Here is a 13,740-nt window from a genome sequence, read left to right on the forward strand (position 1 = left end):
TCCCGGATTCCTGCACCCGATCCGCGCGTCTGCACCCCGTTCTACGCCGGTTCCGGGTGTCGCGCACTAGCATCCGGCGCCGTGGACGGGATCGACGCGATCGACCGCAGACTGCTGGACCTCCTCCGGGTCGACGGGCGCGCCGGCTGGGCCGATCTGGGCGCGCGGGTGGGCCTGTCGGCGTCGGCCGTGCGGCGCCGGGTGGACCGGCTGACCGCCCGGGGCGTGGTGCAGGGCTTCACCGTGCAGGTGGACCCCGACGCCGAGCAGACACCGGGGGTGGAGGCCTACGTCGAGCTGTTCTGCCGGGGCACGGTCGCCCCGGCCGAGCTGCAGCGGATGCTCTCGGCGGTCCCCGAGGTCGTCACGGCCGGAACGGTGACCGGTGAGGCGGACGCGCTGGTCCTGCTGCGCTCGCGCGACGTGCGCTCACTGGAGGACGCTCTGGAACGGCTCCGGCTGGCGGCCAACGTCGACCACACCCGCTCGGCCGTCGTCCTGACCTGGCTGGTGACTCGTTGAACTCTCACGCAGCGCCGGGTACCGTACTCGATTGAGAATTCAACCAAAGGAGTCGTCGTGCCCGTCCAGCGTCTCAACCACGCCGTCCTCTACGTCCGTGACGTCGCGCGCAGCGTCGAGTTCTACCGGGAGACCCTCGGCCTCCGCACCGTCGTCGAGATCCCCGGCGGTCGCGGCGCGTTCCTGCAGGCCGAGGGGTCGACCAACGACCACGACCTCGCGCTGTTCGGGATCGGCGCGCAGGCCGGCGCCTCCCGGGCGGGCCGCGGCACCGTCGGGCTCTACCACCTGGCGTGGGAGATCGACACGCTCGGCGAGCTCGCCCGGATCGGGGAGCGGCTGCAGGCCGCCGGTGCGCTGGTCGGCGCCTCGGACCACGGCACCACCAAGGCGCTCTACGCGAAGGACCCCGACGGCCTGGAGTTCGAGGTGTGCTGGCTGGTCCCGGCGGCGCTGGTCGACGGCGAGGACCACGACATGCGGATCGAACCGCTCGACATCGCGGCCGAGATCGCCCGCTACGGCGCGGACACCCGCGGCGGGGTCGGCGTCTCGATCCCGGCCTGAGCCCGGGTCAGCCCGGCTCGTTGAGGTCCACCCGGTAGCCCGAGCGGGACGAGAACTGGGCGGTGACCGAGAACCGGTCGCCGCGCACCAGGGTGTGCCGCCACTCCACGGGCCGCCCGGCGGACAGGCCGAGCCGCTCGATCGACAGGGCGGCGACGCCCTCGTCGATCCCGAGCAGCTCCCGCTCACCGCGGCCGGGCAGCACGGCGCGGATGTTCTCCATGCCGCCGTCGACGCGGATCCCGCAGCGGCGCCGGTACTCGGGATAGATGCCGGTGTGGGTGAAGTCGACGTCGAGCAGCGGCGCGGCCAGCTCCTCGGGCAGCCACACCCGGTCGACGGCGAGCGGCTCGGCGTCGGCCAGACGCAGCCGCTCCAGGTGCACCAGCGGGGTGGACTCCTCCAGCCCCAACCGGGCCGCGACCACGCCGTCGGCGCGGACCTCGAAGGTCCGCACCACGCTGCGCTGGGTGCGCCCGGCGGACTCGACGGCCACGTAGAGCGAGTAGGGCTCGTCGAGCGGCTGCTCGATCTCCGATCGCACGGTGGGACGGGCGACCCGCCCCCGCCCCGCGACGACGGCGCCGTCCTCCCGCAGCCGGCGCAGCGCCTCGCGCACGGTGTGCCTGCTGACGGCGTAGTCGGCGGCCAGCGTGAACTCGCCGGGCAGGGCCTCGTCGAACTCGCCGTCGGACAGCCGCCGCCGCAGGTCCGCCAGCAGCTGCTGCCACAGCGGCATCGCCCCGTTGCGGACCAGTGCTCGCGCCGTCATCGCCCCACCCCCTCTCGCGCGTGCTCACCGTAGGCGAGCACCGTGGGGTCACCGCACGGCGGCCCGCCCGCGACGCCGGGTGAGCAGCACGCCGACCAGCACGACCCCGGCCGCGATGAGCCCGGTCATCCCCAGCTCGAAGCGCGACCCCTCGCGGACGGCCATGAAGACGAGCACCACCGGGATCACGACGATCACCACCCAGGTGAGCCCCGGGTAGGCCCACATCCGCACCGGCATCGGGACGCCCTCGCGGTCCAGCACCCGGCGCATCCGCAGCTGGGAGACCGCGATGACCAGGTAGACCAGCAGCGCGATCGCGCCGGAGGTCGCGAGCAGCGCGGCGAAGACCTCCTCCGGGAAGGCGTAGTTCGCGACCACCGCGACGAACCCGACGAGCGTGGACCCGAGCACCGCGAACCGCGGCACCCCCTGGGAGGTGGTCCGGTTGACCAGGTCCGGGGCCTGCCCGCGACGGCCGAGCGAGAACAACATCCGGGACGCCGTGTACAGCGCCGAGTTCAGGCAGCTGGCGACCGCGACGAGCACCACGACGTCGACGATCAGCTTGGCCGACGGCACCCCCAGCACCTCCAGCGCCGCCTGGTAGGAGCCGACCTCGGGCAACCGCGGGTCGTTCCACGGCACGATCGCGACGACCAGCAGGATCGAGGCCAGGTAGAACACCGCGATCCGCCAGATCACCGAGCGGGTGGCCCGGCCGATGCCGCGGGCCGGGTCACCGGACTCCGCCGCCGCGATCGTGACGATCTCGGTGCCCATGAAGCTGAACATCGTCACCAGCACCGCGGCGACCACCGCGCCCGGCCCGTTCGGCAGGAAGCCACCCTCGGACACCAGCCGGGACAGCCCCGACACCGACGAGTCGTCACCGACGAACCCGGGCAGCAGGCCGAGCACCGCGAGCACGCCGACCACGATGAACGCGATGATCGCGATCACCTTCAGCAGCGCGAACCAGAACTCGAACTCGCCGTAGTTGGCGACGGAGAACAGGTTGGTCACCGTCAGCAGCACGGTGACGGCCAGCGCCCAGCCCCACTGCGGGATCCCGGGCAGCCAGGAGTTGAGGATGACCGCCGCAGCGGTGGCCTCCACCGGGATGACCAGCACCCAGAACCACCAGTAGAGCCAGCCGACGGTGAATCCGGCCCACGGCCCGATCGCCCGGTCGGCGTAGGTCGAGAAGGACCCGGAGTCGGGCTGTGCAGCGGCCATCTCGCCGAGCATCCGCATCACCAGCACGACCAGCGTGCCCGCGAACAGGTACGCCAGCAGCACCGCGGGCCCCGCGGTGGCGATGGCACTGCCCGAACCGATGAACAGCCCGGCGCCGATCACCCCGGCGATGCTGATCATGGTCACGTGCCGGTCGCGCAGCCCGGCCTTGAGCTCGCCGCCCGCGTCGACCCGGTTCTCGGTGTCGGTCACGGTGCCCCCTTCGTGGATGTGTGCACCGGCGGTGACCGATACGTTGCGCAATGATCACGTCTCGGTCCCCCGTTGTCACTCCCCCGGGGCACGACGGCCCGCGAGGCCATCCGTACTGCCCGGGCTGTCGGTCTGCCTGCCGTTCGGTGGGACGTCGCCGGTGGCGGTGTGGGGTCGGGTGGTGTCCGCACCCGCGCGCGGCCGACGTCCCCGACCGGTACGCCTAGCCTGGGCGGCATGGGATTCAGCGCGCAGCTGCGCGAGTCGACGTCGGCCGTCTGGGACGCGGCGGTCGGGCACCGCTTCGTCGACGAGCTGTGGGCCGGTGCGCTGGAGCGCGGCGTGCTGCGGCACTACCTGGAACAGGACCTGCAGTTCGTCGACTCGTTCCTCGCGCTGCTCGGCGCTGCCGTCGCGACGGCCGACCGGCCCGGCCCCCGGGTCCGGCTGGCCCGCCAGCTCGGGCTGGTCGCGGGCCCGGAGAACGACTACTTCGAGCGGTCGCTCGGCGAGCTCGGGGGGAACACCCGGCCGGAACGGGCCGCGCCGACCGTCGGGTTCGTCGACCTGATGGGCGAGGCCCGCGACGCCGGGTACGCCGAGGCGCTGGCGGTGCTGGTCGTCGCCGAGTGGCTCTACCTCGACTGGGCGACCCGGCCGGGTGCCACCGCCCCCGACGACCGGATCTCGCGCGAGTGGATCGAGCTGCACCGTGGCGTCGAGTTCGAGGAGTGGGTCGCGTTCCTGCGCGACGAGCTCGACCGCGCCGCCGAACGTCTCGACCCCGCCCACCGGGAGCGGGTGGCGGCACTGTTCGTGCGCGCGGTGGACCTGGAGCTGGCGTTCTTCGACGCCGCCTACCCCGGCTGAACCCGCACGACGGCCTTCACGACCTGGGCCCTGGCGACGACGACGCCCTCGCAGGACGCCGTCACCGAGGTGAACGCGGACCGCCCGGTGCGCCGGTCGAGCGTTCCGCGGAACGCGACCTCCCGTCCCCGCGGGGCCTGGGCGGGCAGCGTGACCGAGGTCGAGACCGACACCGCGTGCTCGGCCTCGGTGAGGTGCGGCAGGACGGCCAGCAGCGCGGCCACCTCCAGACCCACGGCCAGCGCACCGGCGTGCGCGCCGCCGGCACCCCCGTCGGCGAGCTCGTCGACGGTGAACGCGGTCCCGGCGGCGGGGTCGGCGTCGTCGAGGAGGCGGGCGCCGAGCGCGGCCTGGAGCGGGACGGCGAGGACGAGCGCGGCCCGACGGGCCAGGGCCGGTCCGGCCAGCAGTGGTGCGGTCACCGGGCCGAGTGTGCGCGCCGGGGGTGGCCGGACGCCGACGTCCGGGTGACGATCCGGGGTCCCCGGCTGCGAGGATCGCCGGCATGGGGGATGACCGACGGGCCGTCGTGGTGGGCGCCGGGATCGCGGGCCTGAGCTGCGCGGTGCGGCTGCGGGAGCGGGGCTGGTCGGTCCGGGTGCTGGCCGACGCGCCGGTGGAGGCGTCGACGTCGCACCTGGCCGCGGCCGTGTGGTTCCCGACCCGGGCCGGCCCCCGGGACAAGGTCCTGGACTGGGGCCGGCGCACCTTCACCGAGCTGGCCCGGCAGGCCGCCGACGGCGTCCCCGGCGTCGTGATGCGGGAGTCGCTGACCCTCTACCGGGCCGAGCCGGAGCCGCAGTGGTGGGCCGACGCGGTCGGTGACGTCCGCCCGGCCCGTCCCGGCGAGCTGCCGCCCGGCTACGCCCACGGGCTGCGGTTCGCGGTGCCGCTGGTCGAGATGCCCGTGCACCTGCCCTGGCTGGCGGCCGAGGCCGGCCGCCGCGGGATCACCCTGGAACGTCGCCGCGTGCGCTCGCTCGACGAGGCGGGCGCCGGGGCCGACCTGGTCGTGCACTGTTCCGGGATGGGCGCACGCACCCTGGCCGGGGACACCACGGTGACCCCGGTCCGCGGGCGGATCGTGCGCGTCACCAACCCCGGGCTCACGATGTCGGTCCGCGACGAGGCACATCCCGGCGGCCGGGCGTACGCGCACCCCCGCGCGCACGACTGCATCCTCGGCGGCACCCTCGACGAGGGGGTCTGGGACACCACGCCGGACCCGGTGGCGGGCGAGGCGATCCTGCGGCGCTGCCGCGACATCGTCCCCGCCCTGCGCGACGCCGAGGTCCTGGAGCACCTCGCGGGCCTGCGGCCGGCCCGTCCCGAGGTGCGGCTGGAGGCCGAGCCCGCGACCGCGGACCGGCCGCGGGTGATCCACGACTACGGGCACGGCGGCTCCGGCATCACCCTGTCCTGGGGCTGCACCGACGACGTGGCGGACCTCGCCGACGCCGCCTGACCGGGTCAGGACATCCGCGGCTGCCCGTTCGAGGCGGACAGCCCGCCGTCGACCGGCAGGTTCACCCCGGTGACGAACCGCGCGTCGGGCCCGGCGAGGAACGCGATCACGTCGGCGACCTCGGCGGGATCGCCGCCGCGGCCCATCGGGATGCGGTCGGCGAAGCGGGCCATCAGGTCCTCGTCACCGGTCATCCCCTCGGTCATCTCGGTGTGGGTGAGCGACGGGCTGACCGCGTTGACCCGGACCCCCTCGCCCCCGTGGTCGAGCGCCATCGCCCGGGTGAGGTTGACGACGGCGCCCTTCGCCGAGTTGTAGGCGACGTTGGCCCAGTCACCGCCCAGCCCGGACACCGAGGTCACGTTGACGATCGAGCCGCGGGTCGCGCGCAGGTGCGCCACCGCGGCGCGGGAGGCGAAGAAGACCCCGTCGACGTCGACGGCGTGCACGAACCGCCACTGCTCGGTCGAGGTCTGCTCCGCGGTGCCCGGGCGGGCGACGGCGGCGTTGTTGACGAGCGTGTCCAGCCGGCCGAACCCGGACGCGACCTCGTCCACGAGACGGGTGATCGCGTCCTCGTCGGCGGAGTCGGCGACCCGCACGTGCATCCGGTCCGCGGCCGCCGGGTCGGACCCGGCCACCACGTCGTCGAGCTTCTCCTTCGTCCGCCCGGTCAGCACGACCGTGGCCCCGTCCGCCGCGAACCGCCGCGCGGTGGCGGCGCCGATGCCCGAGCCCGCTCCGGTGACGATCGCGACCGTGCCGTCCTTCGTTCCCATGCCGGGCGGGTACCCGTACGGGCTCACACGATGCAGAAGTCGTTGCCCTCCGGGTCGGCCATCCACAGGTGGTCCACATGTGGAGAACCCGGGGACAGGTGCTCCTCGACGACCCGCGCACCCAGCCCGCACAGCCGCCGGGCCTCCGCGCCCAGCCGCTCGCCGCGCAGCTCGGCCGGCAGGTGCCGGCCCCCGGAGACCTGCAGGTCCAGGTGCAGCCGGTTCTTCACGGTGCGCGGCTCGTCGACCCGCAGGAACGAGATCCGTGGACCCGCGCCGTCCGGGTCGCTGATCGCGGCGACGTCGCCCCGCTCGGCGACGGGCACCTCGTGGTGGATCATCCACGCCTCCCAGGTCGCGAACCCGGTCGGCGGCGGGGCCGGGACGTACCCGAGCGCGGCGCTCCAGAACTCCGCGAGCAGGCGTGCGTCGGCACAGTCGACGGTGATCGTCCAGGGGGTCGCCATGGGCCGAGGCTACGGCCGGGCACCGACCGCGGGGAGCGAGCAGGTGCGCCGGGACCGGGCCGATCCCGGGGCCGACCGCGGACGTCCGCCCGGAGTGTTGCCGTACGTCCGGTTCGTGACGCAGTATGTTCGCCATGCCTAACTCTCGGACGATGCCGAGGCGAACACTCGGCGTCGCCCTGCTGGTCGTGGCGGTCCTCACCGGCGGCTGCACCGTCGCCGACCCCGGCCCCGGCGCGGACGACGACCCGCGCCCCCTGGTCCTCACCACGTTCACCGTGCTCGCCGACATGACCCGCGAGGTCGCCGGCGACCGGGTCCGGGTCGAGTCCGTGACCAGGCCCGGAGCCGAGATCCACGACTACGAGCCGGTGCCCGGTGACCTCGTGCGGGGCGAGGGCGCCGACCTCGTGCTGGACAACGGCCTCGGACTGGAGCGGTGGTTCGAGCGGTTCGTCGACCGGACCGGGGCGCGCTCGGCGACGCTGAGCGACGGTGTCGCCGTCATCCCGATCGCCGAGGGCGGGTACCGCGACCGGCCCAACCCGCACGCGTGGATGTCACCGCGTGCCGGGGTGCGCTACGTCGAGAACATCCGCGACGCGCTGACCGGCCTCGACCCGGCCGGACGTGAGATCTACGCCGCGAACGCCGCGGATTACGCCGAGCGCATCCGGGCCGTCGGCGACGACCTCCGCGCGCGCCTCGCGGGCCTGCCCGAGGATCAGCGGGCCCTGGTGACCTGCGAGGGCGCGTTCTCCTACCTGGCCCGCGACGCCGGGCTGCGCGAGGCGTGGCTGTGGCCGGTGAACAGCGACGCCGAGGGCACCCCGCAGCAGATCGCCGCGACCGTCGCCTTCGTCCGCGACAACGCGGTGCCCGCGGTGTTCTGCGAGAGCACCGTGAACGACTCCGCACAGCGCCAGGTCGCCGCCGAGACCGGCGCCCGGTTCGCCGGACCGCTGTTCGTCGACTCGCTGTCCGAGGCGGGCGGGCCCGTCCCGACCTATCTGGACCTGCTCCGCCACGACGCGCAGATCGTCGTCGAGGGCCTCACCGGGGACCGCCCGTGAGCGCGGTGCTCGAGGTCCGGGGGCTGTCGGTCCGCTACGGCGAGGTCACCGCACTCGACGGCGTCGACCTGGAGCTCGGCACCGGCACCGTCTGCGGGCTGCTCGGCACCAACGGGTCGGGCAAGTCGTCGCTGTTCCGCAGCGTGATCGGGTTGGTCCGGCCGGCCGCGGGGACGGTACGGCTGCACGGCCGGGACCCGGCCGTCGCCCGCCGGTCCGCGACCGTCGCCTACATGCCGCAGGCCGAGGCGGTCGACCCGGACTTCCCGATCCTGGCCCGTGACGTCGTGCTGACCGGGCGCTACGCCGGGATGGGGCTCCTGCGCCGGGCGCGCCGCCGCGACCGGGACGCCGTCGACGCCGCGCTCGACCGGGTCGGGATGACCGACCTGGCCGGTCGCCAGATCGGCCGGCTCTCCGACGGGCAGCGCAAGCGGGTGTTCCTCGCCAGGGCGATCGCCCAGGACGCGCCGCTGCTGTTGCTCGACGAGCCGTTCGCCGGCGTCGACCAGGCCACGAGCGAGGCCATGACCCGGGTGCTGCACGCCCTGCGCGACGACGGCCGCACGGTGCTGATCTCGACCCACGACATCGGCGGCGTCGACCGGCTCTGCGACCGTGCGGTGCTGCTGGCGACCCGGCTGCTCGCCGACGGGCCGCCGGCCGAGGTCCTCACCCCGCAGGTCCTCGGCCGGGTCCTCGGCGTCGGCGCCCCGGGGCGGGAGGCGTCGTGACCGCGTTCCTGCTGGAGCCGCTCCAGTTCGGGTTCCTGCAGCGCGCGCTGCTCGCCGCGGTCGTCGCCGGGACCGTCGGCGCGCTGCTGTCCTGCTGGCTGACCCTGGTCGGCTGGTCGCTGATGGGCGACGCCGTGTCGCACGCGGTGCTGCCCGGTGTGGTGCTCGCCTACATCGTCGGCATCCCCTTCGGGGTCGGTGCCTTCGTGTTCGGCGCCGGCGCGGTCGGGCTGATCGGTGTGGTGCGCCGCACGTCACGGGTCAAGGAGGACGCGGCCATCGGGGTGGTGTTCACGGTGCTCTTCGCGCTCGGTCTGGTCCTGCTGTCCCGCACCCCCAGCGACACCGACCTGATGCACATCCTGTTCGGCAACCTGCTCGGCCTGTCCACCGGCGACCTGGTCCAGATCGTCGTGCTCGGGGCGGTGACCGTCGCCGTCGTGCTGCTGCGCCACCGCGACCTGACCCTCGTCGCGTTCGACCGGGTGCACGCGCACGCCATCGGCATCGACCCGCGACGGGTGGAGGCGCTGCTGCTCGGCCTGCTGGCGCTGGCGGTCGTGGTGGCCCTGCAGGCGGTCGGGATCGTGCTGGTCGTGGCGGTGCTGGTCGTGCCGGGCGCGACGGCGTACCTGCTCACCGACCGGATGGAGACGATGCTGGTGGTGGCGGTGCTCGTCGCCGTCGGTGCGGGCGTCGCCGGGGTGTACGCGAGCTACTGGGCCGACGTGTCCACCGGCGGATCGGTCGTCCTGGGGCTGGGGGTGGCGTTCACGCTGGCCTACCTGTTCGGCCCGCGGCACGGGGTCCTCGCCCGTGCCGTCCGGGCGCGGCGCCCGGCCGCCACGCCCTCCTGACCGGTGCGGGACGGGTGCCCCGCCGCTACCGGTCGGCAGTGCCGGTGTCGGTTCCGCCGCGGCTCCGGGACCGCCGGCCCTCGGGGCTGGCGAGCCACAGCGCGACGTCGGTGAGCTTGAGGTTGGTCTCCTGCGAGGTCCGGACGAGCATCTGGAAGGCGTCCTCGTCGTCGAGGTCGAACCGCTCGATGAGGATGCCCTTGGCGCGACCGATCAGGTCCCGCGAGCCGAGGGCCTTCTCCATGTGGGCCGCGTGCGTCGCCCCGTAGAGCCGCAGCGTCGACTGCGCACCGAACAGCCCGGCCAGGGTGCGGGCGTTGTCGTCGAAGGCGTGTGGCTCGTGGGAGTAGAGGTTCAGCGCCGCCCGGACGTCCCCCTCGGTGGTCAGGTGGGTGGAGACCATCGACCGGTAGCCGTGGGCGACCGCCGCCGGCGCGAACCGGGGCCACCGCTCGCTGTCCGCGGCCCCGGCGAGGTCGGTCGCCGACACGATGCCGTCGTCCGGCGGCGACTCGACGGCGGTGACGCAGGGCCCCTCGCCCAGCTCCCCCTGGAGGTCGTCGAGCAGCCCGATCGCGGTCGTCGTGGGCACCCGCGATCCGACACGGGTGGCCTCGGCCATGGAGACCCCGCCGGCGTCGGCTCCGGGGACGGTCGCGACGGCCGCCTCGACGATTTCCCCGAGGGTCAGCTCGACGGCGCGCAGTGACCGCCGGGAGGCCAGATCGGTCGCGCTCCTGCGCAGGGCCTGGACGAGCTGGTCGGTGTGGTCCGGGAACATCGGTACAACCACCTGTTCCGTGCGAGGACGGTACGGGGTCGGCAGCAGGAGGCCCCTGTGCCGGGCGGCAGAGCCGGTGAGGCATGCGCTGCGCTCTACCCTCGCCGCATCGGGCCGGGACGCACATGGAACAGAGCGGATACCGGGACGCATGGCAGCGACGTCCTGCGCCCCGTATCGGACGAGGCCGAGCGTTCGACCTCGCCGACACCGTAACGTCTCCTGCTGCCCGGGGCCGGGTCGAACACGGCAGTGGACGGCACCGTGGCCGCCACGGAATCGACGGGGCCGGCGGGCACCCGGTCCGGGCCCGCCGGCGCCCCGGCAGGGTGTGCCCCCGCGGCCGGTCGCCGCTGCACCGGAGGCGCTACCGGTCGTCCCGGGAGGTCGGCGGCTCCTCGGCGGGATCCGGTGCGACGCCGGTGGCCGCAGCCGTGGCGGCCCACAACAACCGAGCCGACACGGGGTCCACCGCCGCCGCCGTCCGACGGGCGGGACCGGCCGGTCCACGGGACTCGAACACTCGGGTGGGACCCAGGTAGTCGGCGCCGTGCACCGGTCCGAGGGCGGCGGCCAGCTGGGGCCCGATCCCGGCGGACACCGGCTGCGAGGTGATGCGGTCCGGGAGTCTCAACAGGCGCGACCGCCATGTCCCACCCCGCGCCACGGCGTTGTCCAGCAGCGCCGATCTCGTCAGCCCCGGGTGCGCGGCGACCGACAGCACCGGATCCCCGGCCCGCCGCAGCCTGCGGTCGAGCTCCGCGGTGAACAACAGGTTCGCCAGCTTCGACGCCCCGTACGCCGCGGTGGGCGAGTACCGGCGGCGATCCCAGTGCAGATCGTCCAGGTCGAGTCCGCCGACACGGTGCGCCAGACTGGAGGTGGTCACCACCCGCGAGGGCCGCCCGGAGGTACCGGCGGCCCGCAAGGACGGCATCAGCAGCCAGGTCAGCGCGGCAGGACCGAGGTGATTGGTGCCGAGCTGGAGCTCGAACCCGTCGGCCGTCCGCTCGTGCGGACCCAACGAGACCGCCGCATTGTTGATCAGTACGTCGACGTGGTCATCGGTGCGGTCACGCACCTCGGCGGCCGCTGCGCGGACCGAGTCCAGGTTCGCGAGGTCGAGCAGTACCAGCTCGGCCGATCCCGGGCCCGCGGCGCGCACCCGTTCGAGCACCGCGGCCCCGCGGTCGGGGTCCCGCGCGGTCATCACGACCCGGGCTCCGGCCCGCACCAGCTCCTCGGACAGGGCGAGACCGAGACCGGAGGTCGTTCCGGTGACGACCACCGTGCGGCCGGCGGCACCGGACAGGAGGTCGGTGGACGAGGACGCAGGAGCGGCCGGACGACGTCTCGACGACGTCCGCCCGAGGACGGGGCCGGACGCGGACCCACCGTGGGACACCATCACGACGCTGCCGTCCCGGAGCTCATCGCGCTCGTCATGATGCCGAAGTTGCCGGTCATCCACAGCGGCGTCAGCCTCACCCCGGCGATCCGCCAGCCGTCCGCGGTCCGCTCGAACCTGTTCGTGTAGTAGCCGTGAACCACCAGGTCGCTGTCCCCCGTCGGGTTGGGCCGATGATGGCTCGCCAGCACGGAGGCCACGCAGGTGGCCCGGTGCTCGCCGTCGAACGTGATCACGTGGTTGGCGATCAGGTGCTGGGTGGCGGCGAACGACTCCATCCGGGGCGCGGTGGCCGCCACCCACTCGCCGGCCGGCAGCCGCACCGCGGGCCGGCCGAAGCCGTCGCTGAAGTCGATCTCGACCTCCGCGGTGAAACAGCTGCGGAACAGGTCCCAGTCACGGGAGTCGGTCCCGGTGGCGTAGCGCGTCTGGACCTCGACGATCGCGGCCCGGTCGAGCAGGCGTCGCACCGCCGGGGTGTCGTCCACAGATTCACATGACAGCGTCATATGAACTACTCTGACCTTCTCGCCTGACACTGTCAACTAGAATGGCGGACATGGTCAGCCGATCCGAGACAGCCGCAGCGACCCGGCGCTCACTGGTCCGCGCCGCGTCGGAGCTACTGGACGACGGCGGGCCCGAAGCGGTGACCCTGCGGGCGGTCGGCGCCAGGGCCGGAGTGTCCCGCGGCGCTCCGTACGGGCACTTCCCCGGCAAGGAGCACCTGCTCACCCAGCTGGCCGTCGACGCGTGGAGCTCGCTGGCCGACGAGGTGGACCGACTGCTCGCCGACGACGACCTCCCCGCGGGCGTCCGGCTCGAGAGCGCGGTACTGACGCTGGTCCGGCTCTGCCGCCGGCGACCGCACCTCTACATGTTGATGTTCAGCACCCCGGCGGACACCCCGGCAGCCGAGGCGGCCGCCGGCCGCGTGGAGGACCTGTTCCTCACGGTGGTGACCGACGTGGTCGGCCGCTCGGCCGCTCCCCGCTACGCGGCGCTGCTGATGTCGAGCGCCCACGGGATCGCGACACTGGAGCGGAGCGGACACCTGCTCAAGGACAGCTGGCAGATCGACGTGGACGGTCTCGTGCGGATGCTGGTCGACCTGATCCCGCCACGGGTCGACACCTGACCCGCGCCGCATCCGGGGACGACGGCGGTCCGACCGGCCGGTGACCAGCGACTCCGGCACCACCGTGCACACCCACCGACGGCGGGTGACCCCGCCGAGGGGTCGCACCGCCCGTCCGGATGGGTGGACAGCACTGCCGCCCGTCCGCTCCGACGGCGAGGTCCACGGCGGCGGGCCGCCTCGAGCCCGATCCGGAACTCAGGTCCCGAGCCGCTCCGCCGGCGTCTCCCCGCGAGGCGGGTAGGCCTCACGCATGCGGTGCAGCGTGCCCGTCACGACGGCGCGGACGTCCGGCTCCTGCAGCGAGGCCGAGGTCAGGGCCGAACCGAACGAGAAGCCTTCGACCAGGGTGAGCAACAGGAGCGCTTCGCGGTGCAGTGCCTCCTCGTCGATCAGGCGGTCGGCGAGGGCCTCGCGCAGGAGCGAGCGGATCACCTCCGCGGCCGCGACCGAGGTCGTGGCGACCTCGGTCGCGAACTGCGGGTCCGTGCGCGCCATGACGCGGTACTCGACGAGTGCGACGTTCTCCTTGCGCTCCTGCCCGCTGGTCGGCGCGACGAGGACGACCAGATCGGAGAGCCGGGTCGCCGGATCGCCGGAGAGCCCCGGGCTGCGGTGCTCGGCACGTCGGAGCAGGACGCCCAGCGTGAACGACATGACCTCCCGCAGGTTGTCGCCGAAATAGTGCCGGATGCTCCCGATGGCCAGACCGGACCGTGCAGAGATCCGCGCCAGGGTCACCGAGCGGAGGCCGTGGTCGGCAATCTCGTCGATCACGGCGTCGGCGACCTGCGCACGCCGGGCATCCGGGTCCACGCGTTTGGGCATGGCTGCACCGTATATCCCCGTTATGGC

At 73.9% G+C, this 13,740-nt stretch carries 17 protein-coding genes; 8 read left to right on the forward strand and 9 right to left on the reverse strand.

Annotated elements, in window-relative coordinates; all coding sequences use genetic code 11:
* The first annotated feature begins 81 nt into the window (after positions 1–81).
* Together KPF47_RS03520 and KPF47_RS03525 are read left to right on the forward strand one after the other, a co-directional pair.
* On the forward strand, positions 82–522 hold the full coding sequence (locus KPF47_RS03520) for an Lrp/AsnC family transcriptional regulator (RefSeq protein ID WP_308015303.1): 441 nt from the start codon (positions 82–84) through the stop codon (positions 520–522).
* A 57-nt stretch (positions 523–579) separates the two neighbouring features.
* Complete coding sequence (locus KPF47_RS03525) at positions 580–1,089, forward strand: VOC family protein (protein ID WP_224386859.1); 510 nt, start codon at positions 580–582, stop codon at positions 1,087–1,089.
* A 7-nt stretch (positions 1,090–1,096) separates the two neighbouring features.
* On the opposite strand, the gene KPF47_RS03530 is transcribed toward KPF47_RS03525, so the two are convergent.
* A complete protein-coding gene (locus KPF47_RS03530) occupies positions 1,097–1,861 on the reverse strand; it encodes a GntR family transcriptional regulator (protein ID WP_224386861.1) in 765 nt (254 codons plus the stop codon).
* Between the two features lie 48 nt (positions 1,862–1,909).
* Positions 1,910–3,313 (reverse strand): GABA permease, encoded by a 1,404-nt coding sequence (gene gabP, locus KPF47_RS03535; protein ID WP_224386863.1) that lies wholly within the window; start codon positions 3,311–3,313, stop codon positions 1,910–1,912.
* A gap of 237 nt (positions 3,314–3,550) precedes the next feature.
* Here gabP and KPF47_RS03540 point away from each other — a divergent pair, with 237 nt between their 5' ends.
* Complete coding sequence (locus tag KPF47_RS03540) at positions 3,551–4,183, forward strand: TenA family protein (protein ID WP_224386865.1); 633 nt, start codon at positions 3,551–3,553, stop codon at positions 4,181–4,183.
* On the opposite strand, the gene KPF47_RS03545 is transcribed toward KPF47_RS03540, so the two are convergent.
* Positions 4,171–4,605 (reverse strand): hypothetical protein, encoded by a 435-nt coding sequence (locus tag KPF47_RS03545; protein WP_224386867.1) that lies wholly within the window; start codon positions 4,603–4,605, stop codon positions 4,171–4,173. The two genes, KPF47_RS03540 and KPF47_RS03545, sit on opposite strands and share 13 nt — an antisense overlap.
* Before the next feature lie 83 nt (positions 4,606–4,688).
* On the opposite strand from KPF47_RS03545, the gene KPF47_RS03550 reads away from it, so the two are divergent.
* On the forward strand, positions 4,689–5,648 hold the full coding sequence (locus KPF47_RS03550) for an FAD-dependent oxidoreductase (protein WP_224386869.1): 960 nt from the start codon (positions 4,689–4,691) through the stop codon (positions 5,646–5,648).
* 5 nt (positions 5,649–5,653) lie between these two features.
* On the opposite strand, the gene KPF47_RS03555 is transcribed toward KPF47_RS03550, so the two are convergent.
* On the reverse strand, positions 5,654–6,427 hold the full coding sequence (locus KPF47_RS03555) for an SDR family NAD(P)-dependent oxidoreductase (protein WP_224386871.1): 774 nt from the start codon (positions 6,425–6,427) through the stop codon (positions 5,654–5,656).
* Between the two features lie 23 nt (positions 6,428–6,450).
* Positions 6,451–6,894, reverse strand: coding sequence for a VOC family protein (locus tag KPF47_RS03560; RefSeq protein WP_224386873.1), 444 nt, complete (start codon positions 6,892–6,894; stop codon positions 6,451–6,453).
* Between the two features lie 152 nt (positions 6,895–7,046).
* On the opposite strand from KPF47_RS03560, the gene KPF47_RS03565 reads away from it, so the two are divergent.
* The 3 genes from KPF47_RS03565 to KPF47_RS03575 are packed head-to-tail and all read left to right on the forward strand — an operon-like array spanning position 7,047 to position 9,558.
* On the forward strand, positions 7,047–7,967 hold the full coding sequence (locus KPF47_RS03565) for a metal ABC transporter substrate-binding protein (protein ID WP_224386875.1): 921 nt from the start codon (positions 7,047–7,049) through the stop codon (positions 7,965–7,967).
* Positions 7,964–8,701 carry a metal ABC transporter ATP-binding protein gene (locus KPF47_RS03570; protein WP_224386877.1) on the forward strand — a complete coding sequence of 246 codons (738 nt, stop codon included), beginning with the start codon at positions 7,964–7,966 and terminating at the stop codon, positions 8,699–8,701. Before KPF47_RS03565 ends, KPF47_RS03570 begins: the two co-directional genes overlap by 4 nt.
* Positions 8,698–9,558 (forward strand): metal ABC transporter permease, encoded by an 861-nt coding sequence (locus tag KPF47_RS03575; RefSeq protein WP_224386880.1) that lies wholly within the window; start codon positions 8,698–8,700, stop codon positions 9,556–9,558. Before KPF47_RS03570 ends, KPF47_RS03575 begins: the two co-directional genes overlap by 4 nt.
* A gap of 25 nt (positions 9,559–9,583) precedes the next feature.
* On the opposite strand, the gene KPF47_RS03580 is transcribed toward KPF47_RS03575, so the two are convergent.
* From KPF47_RS03580 to KPF47_RS03590, 3 genes are all read right to left on the reverse strand, one after another.
* The gene (locus KPF47_RS03580; RefSeq protein WP_224386882.1) at positions 9,584–10,339 is read right to left on the reverse strand and encodes a GAF and ANTAR domain-containing protein; all 756 of its coding nucleotides are present in this window, start codon (positions 10,337–10,339) and stop codon (positions 9,584–9,586) included.
* Positions 10,340–10,706: 367 nt separating this feature from the next.
* The gene (locus KPF47_RS03585; RefSeq protein ID WP_308015304.1) at positions 10,707–11,627 is read right to left on the reverse strand and encodes an SDR family NAD(P)-dependent oxidoreductase; all 921 of its coding nucleotides are present in this window, start codon (positions 11,625–11,627) and stop codon (positions 10,707–10,709) included.
* Positions 11,628–11,746: 119 nt separating this feature from the next.
* Positions 11,747–12,286, reverse strand: a complete 540-nt coding sequence (locus KPF47_RS03590; protein WP_224386884.1) for a nuclear transport factor 2 family protein — start codon at positions 12,284–12,286, stop codon at positions 11,747–11,749.
* A 20-nt stretch (positions 12,287–12,306) separates the two neighbouring features.
* On the opposite strand from KPF47_RS03590, the gene KPF47_RS03595 reads away from it, so the two are divergent.
* The gene (locus tag KPF47_RS03595) at positions 12,307–12,885 is read left to right on the forward strand and encodes a TetR/AcrR family transcriptional regulator (RefSeq protein ID WP_224386886.1); all 579 of its coding nucleotides are present in this window, start codon (positions 12,307–12,309) and stop codon (positions 12,883–12,885) included.
* 198 nt (positions 12,886–13,083) lie between these two features.
* Here the strand turns inward: KPF47_RS03595 and KPF47_RS03600 are convergent, their stop codons facing one another.
* Positions 13,084–13,713 (reverse strand): TetR/AcrR family transcriptional regulator, encoded by a 630-nt coding sequence (locus KPF47_RS03600; RefSeq protein ID WP_224386888.1) that lies wholly within the window; start codon positions 13,711–13,713, stop codon positions 13,084–13,086.
* Positions 13,714–13,740: the final 27 nt, after the last annotated feature.

Origin of the sequence: Pseudonocardia sp. ICBG1293, assembly GCF_020131355.1 — a bacterium.
Lineage (GTDB): Bacteria > Actinomycetota > Actinomycetes > Mycobacteriales > Pseudonocardiaceae > Pseudonocardia.

What these genes read in the sequence shown, in the direction of transcription:
- KPF47_RS03530 (WP_224386861.1), bottom strand. Translation starts at nt 1,861, where the DNA reads ATGACGGCGCGAGCACTGGTCCGCAACGGGGCGATGCCGCTGTGGCAG.
- KPF47_RS03540 (WP_224386865.1), top strand. Translation starts at nt 3,551, where the DNA reads ATGGGATTCAGCGCGCAGCTGCGCGAGTCGACGTCGGCCGTCTGGGAC.
- KPF47_RS03550 (WP_224386869.1), top strand. Translation starts at nt 4,689, where the DNA reads ATGGGGGATGACCGACGGGCCGTCGTGGTGGGCGCCGGGATCGCGGGC.
- KPF47_RS03555 (WP_224386871.1), bottom strand. Translation starts at nt 6,427, where the DNA reads ATGGGAACGAAGGACGGCACGGTCGCGATCGTCACCGGAGCGGGCTCG.
- KPF47_RS03560 (WP_224386873.1), bottom strand. Translation starts at nt 6,894, where the DNA reads ATGGCGACCCCCTGGACGATCACCGTCGACTGTGCCGACGCACGCCTG.
- KPF47_RS03565 (WP_224386875.1), top strand. Translation starts at nt 7,047, where the DNA reads ATGCCGAGGCGAACACTCGGCGTCGCCCTGCTGGTCGTGGCGGTCCTC.
- KPF47_RS03580 (WP_224386882.1), bottom strand. Translation starts at nt 10,339, where the DNA reads ATGTTCCCGGACCACACCGACCAGCTCGTCCAGGCCCTGCGCAGGAGC.
- KPF47_RS03595 (WP_224386886.1), top strand. Translation starts at nt 12,307, where the DNA reads ATGGTCAGCCGATCCGAGACAGCCGCAGCGACCCGGCGCTCACTGGTC.
- KPF47_RS03600 (WP_224386888.1), bottom strand. Translation starts at nt 13,713, where the DNA reads ATGCCCAAACGCGTGGACCCGGATGCCCGGCGTGCGCAGGTCGCCGAC.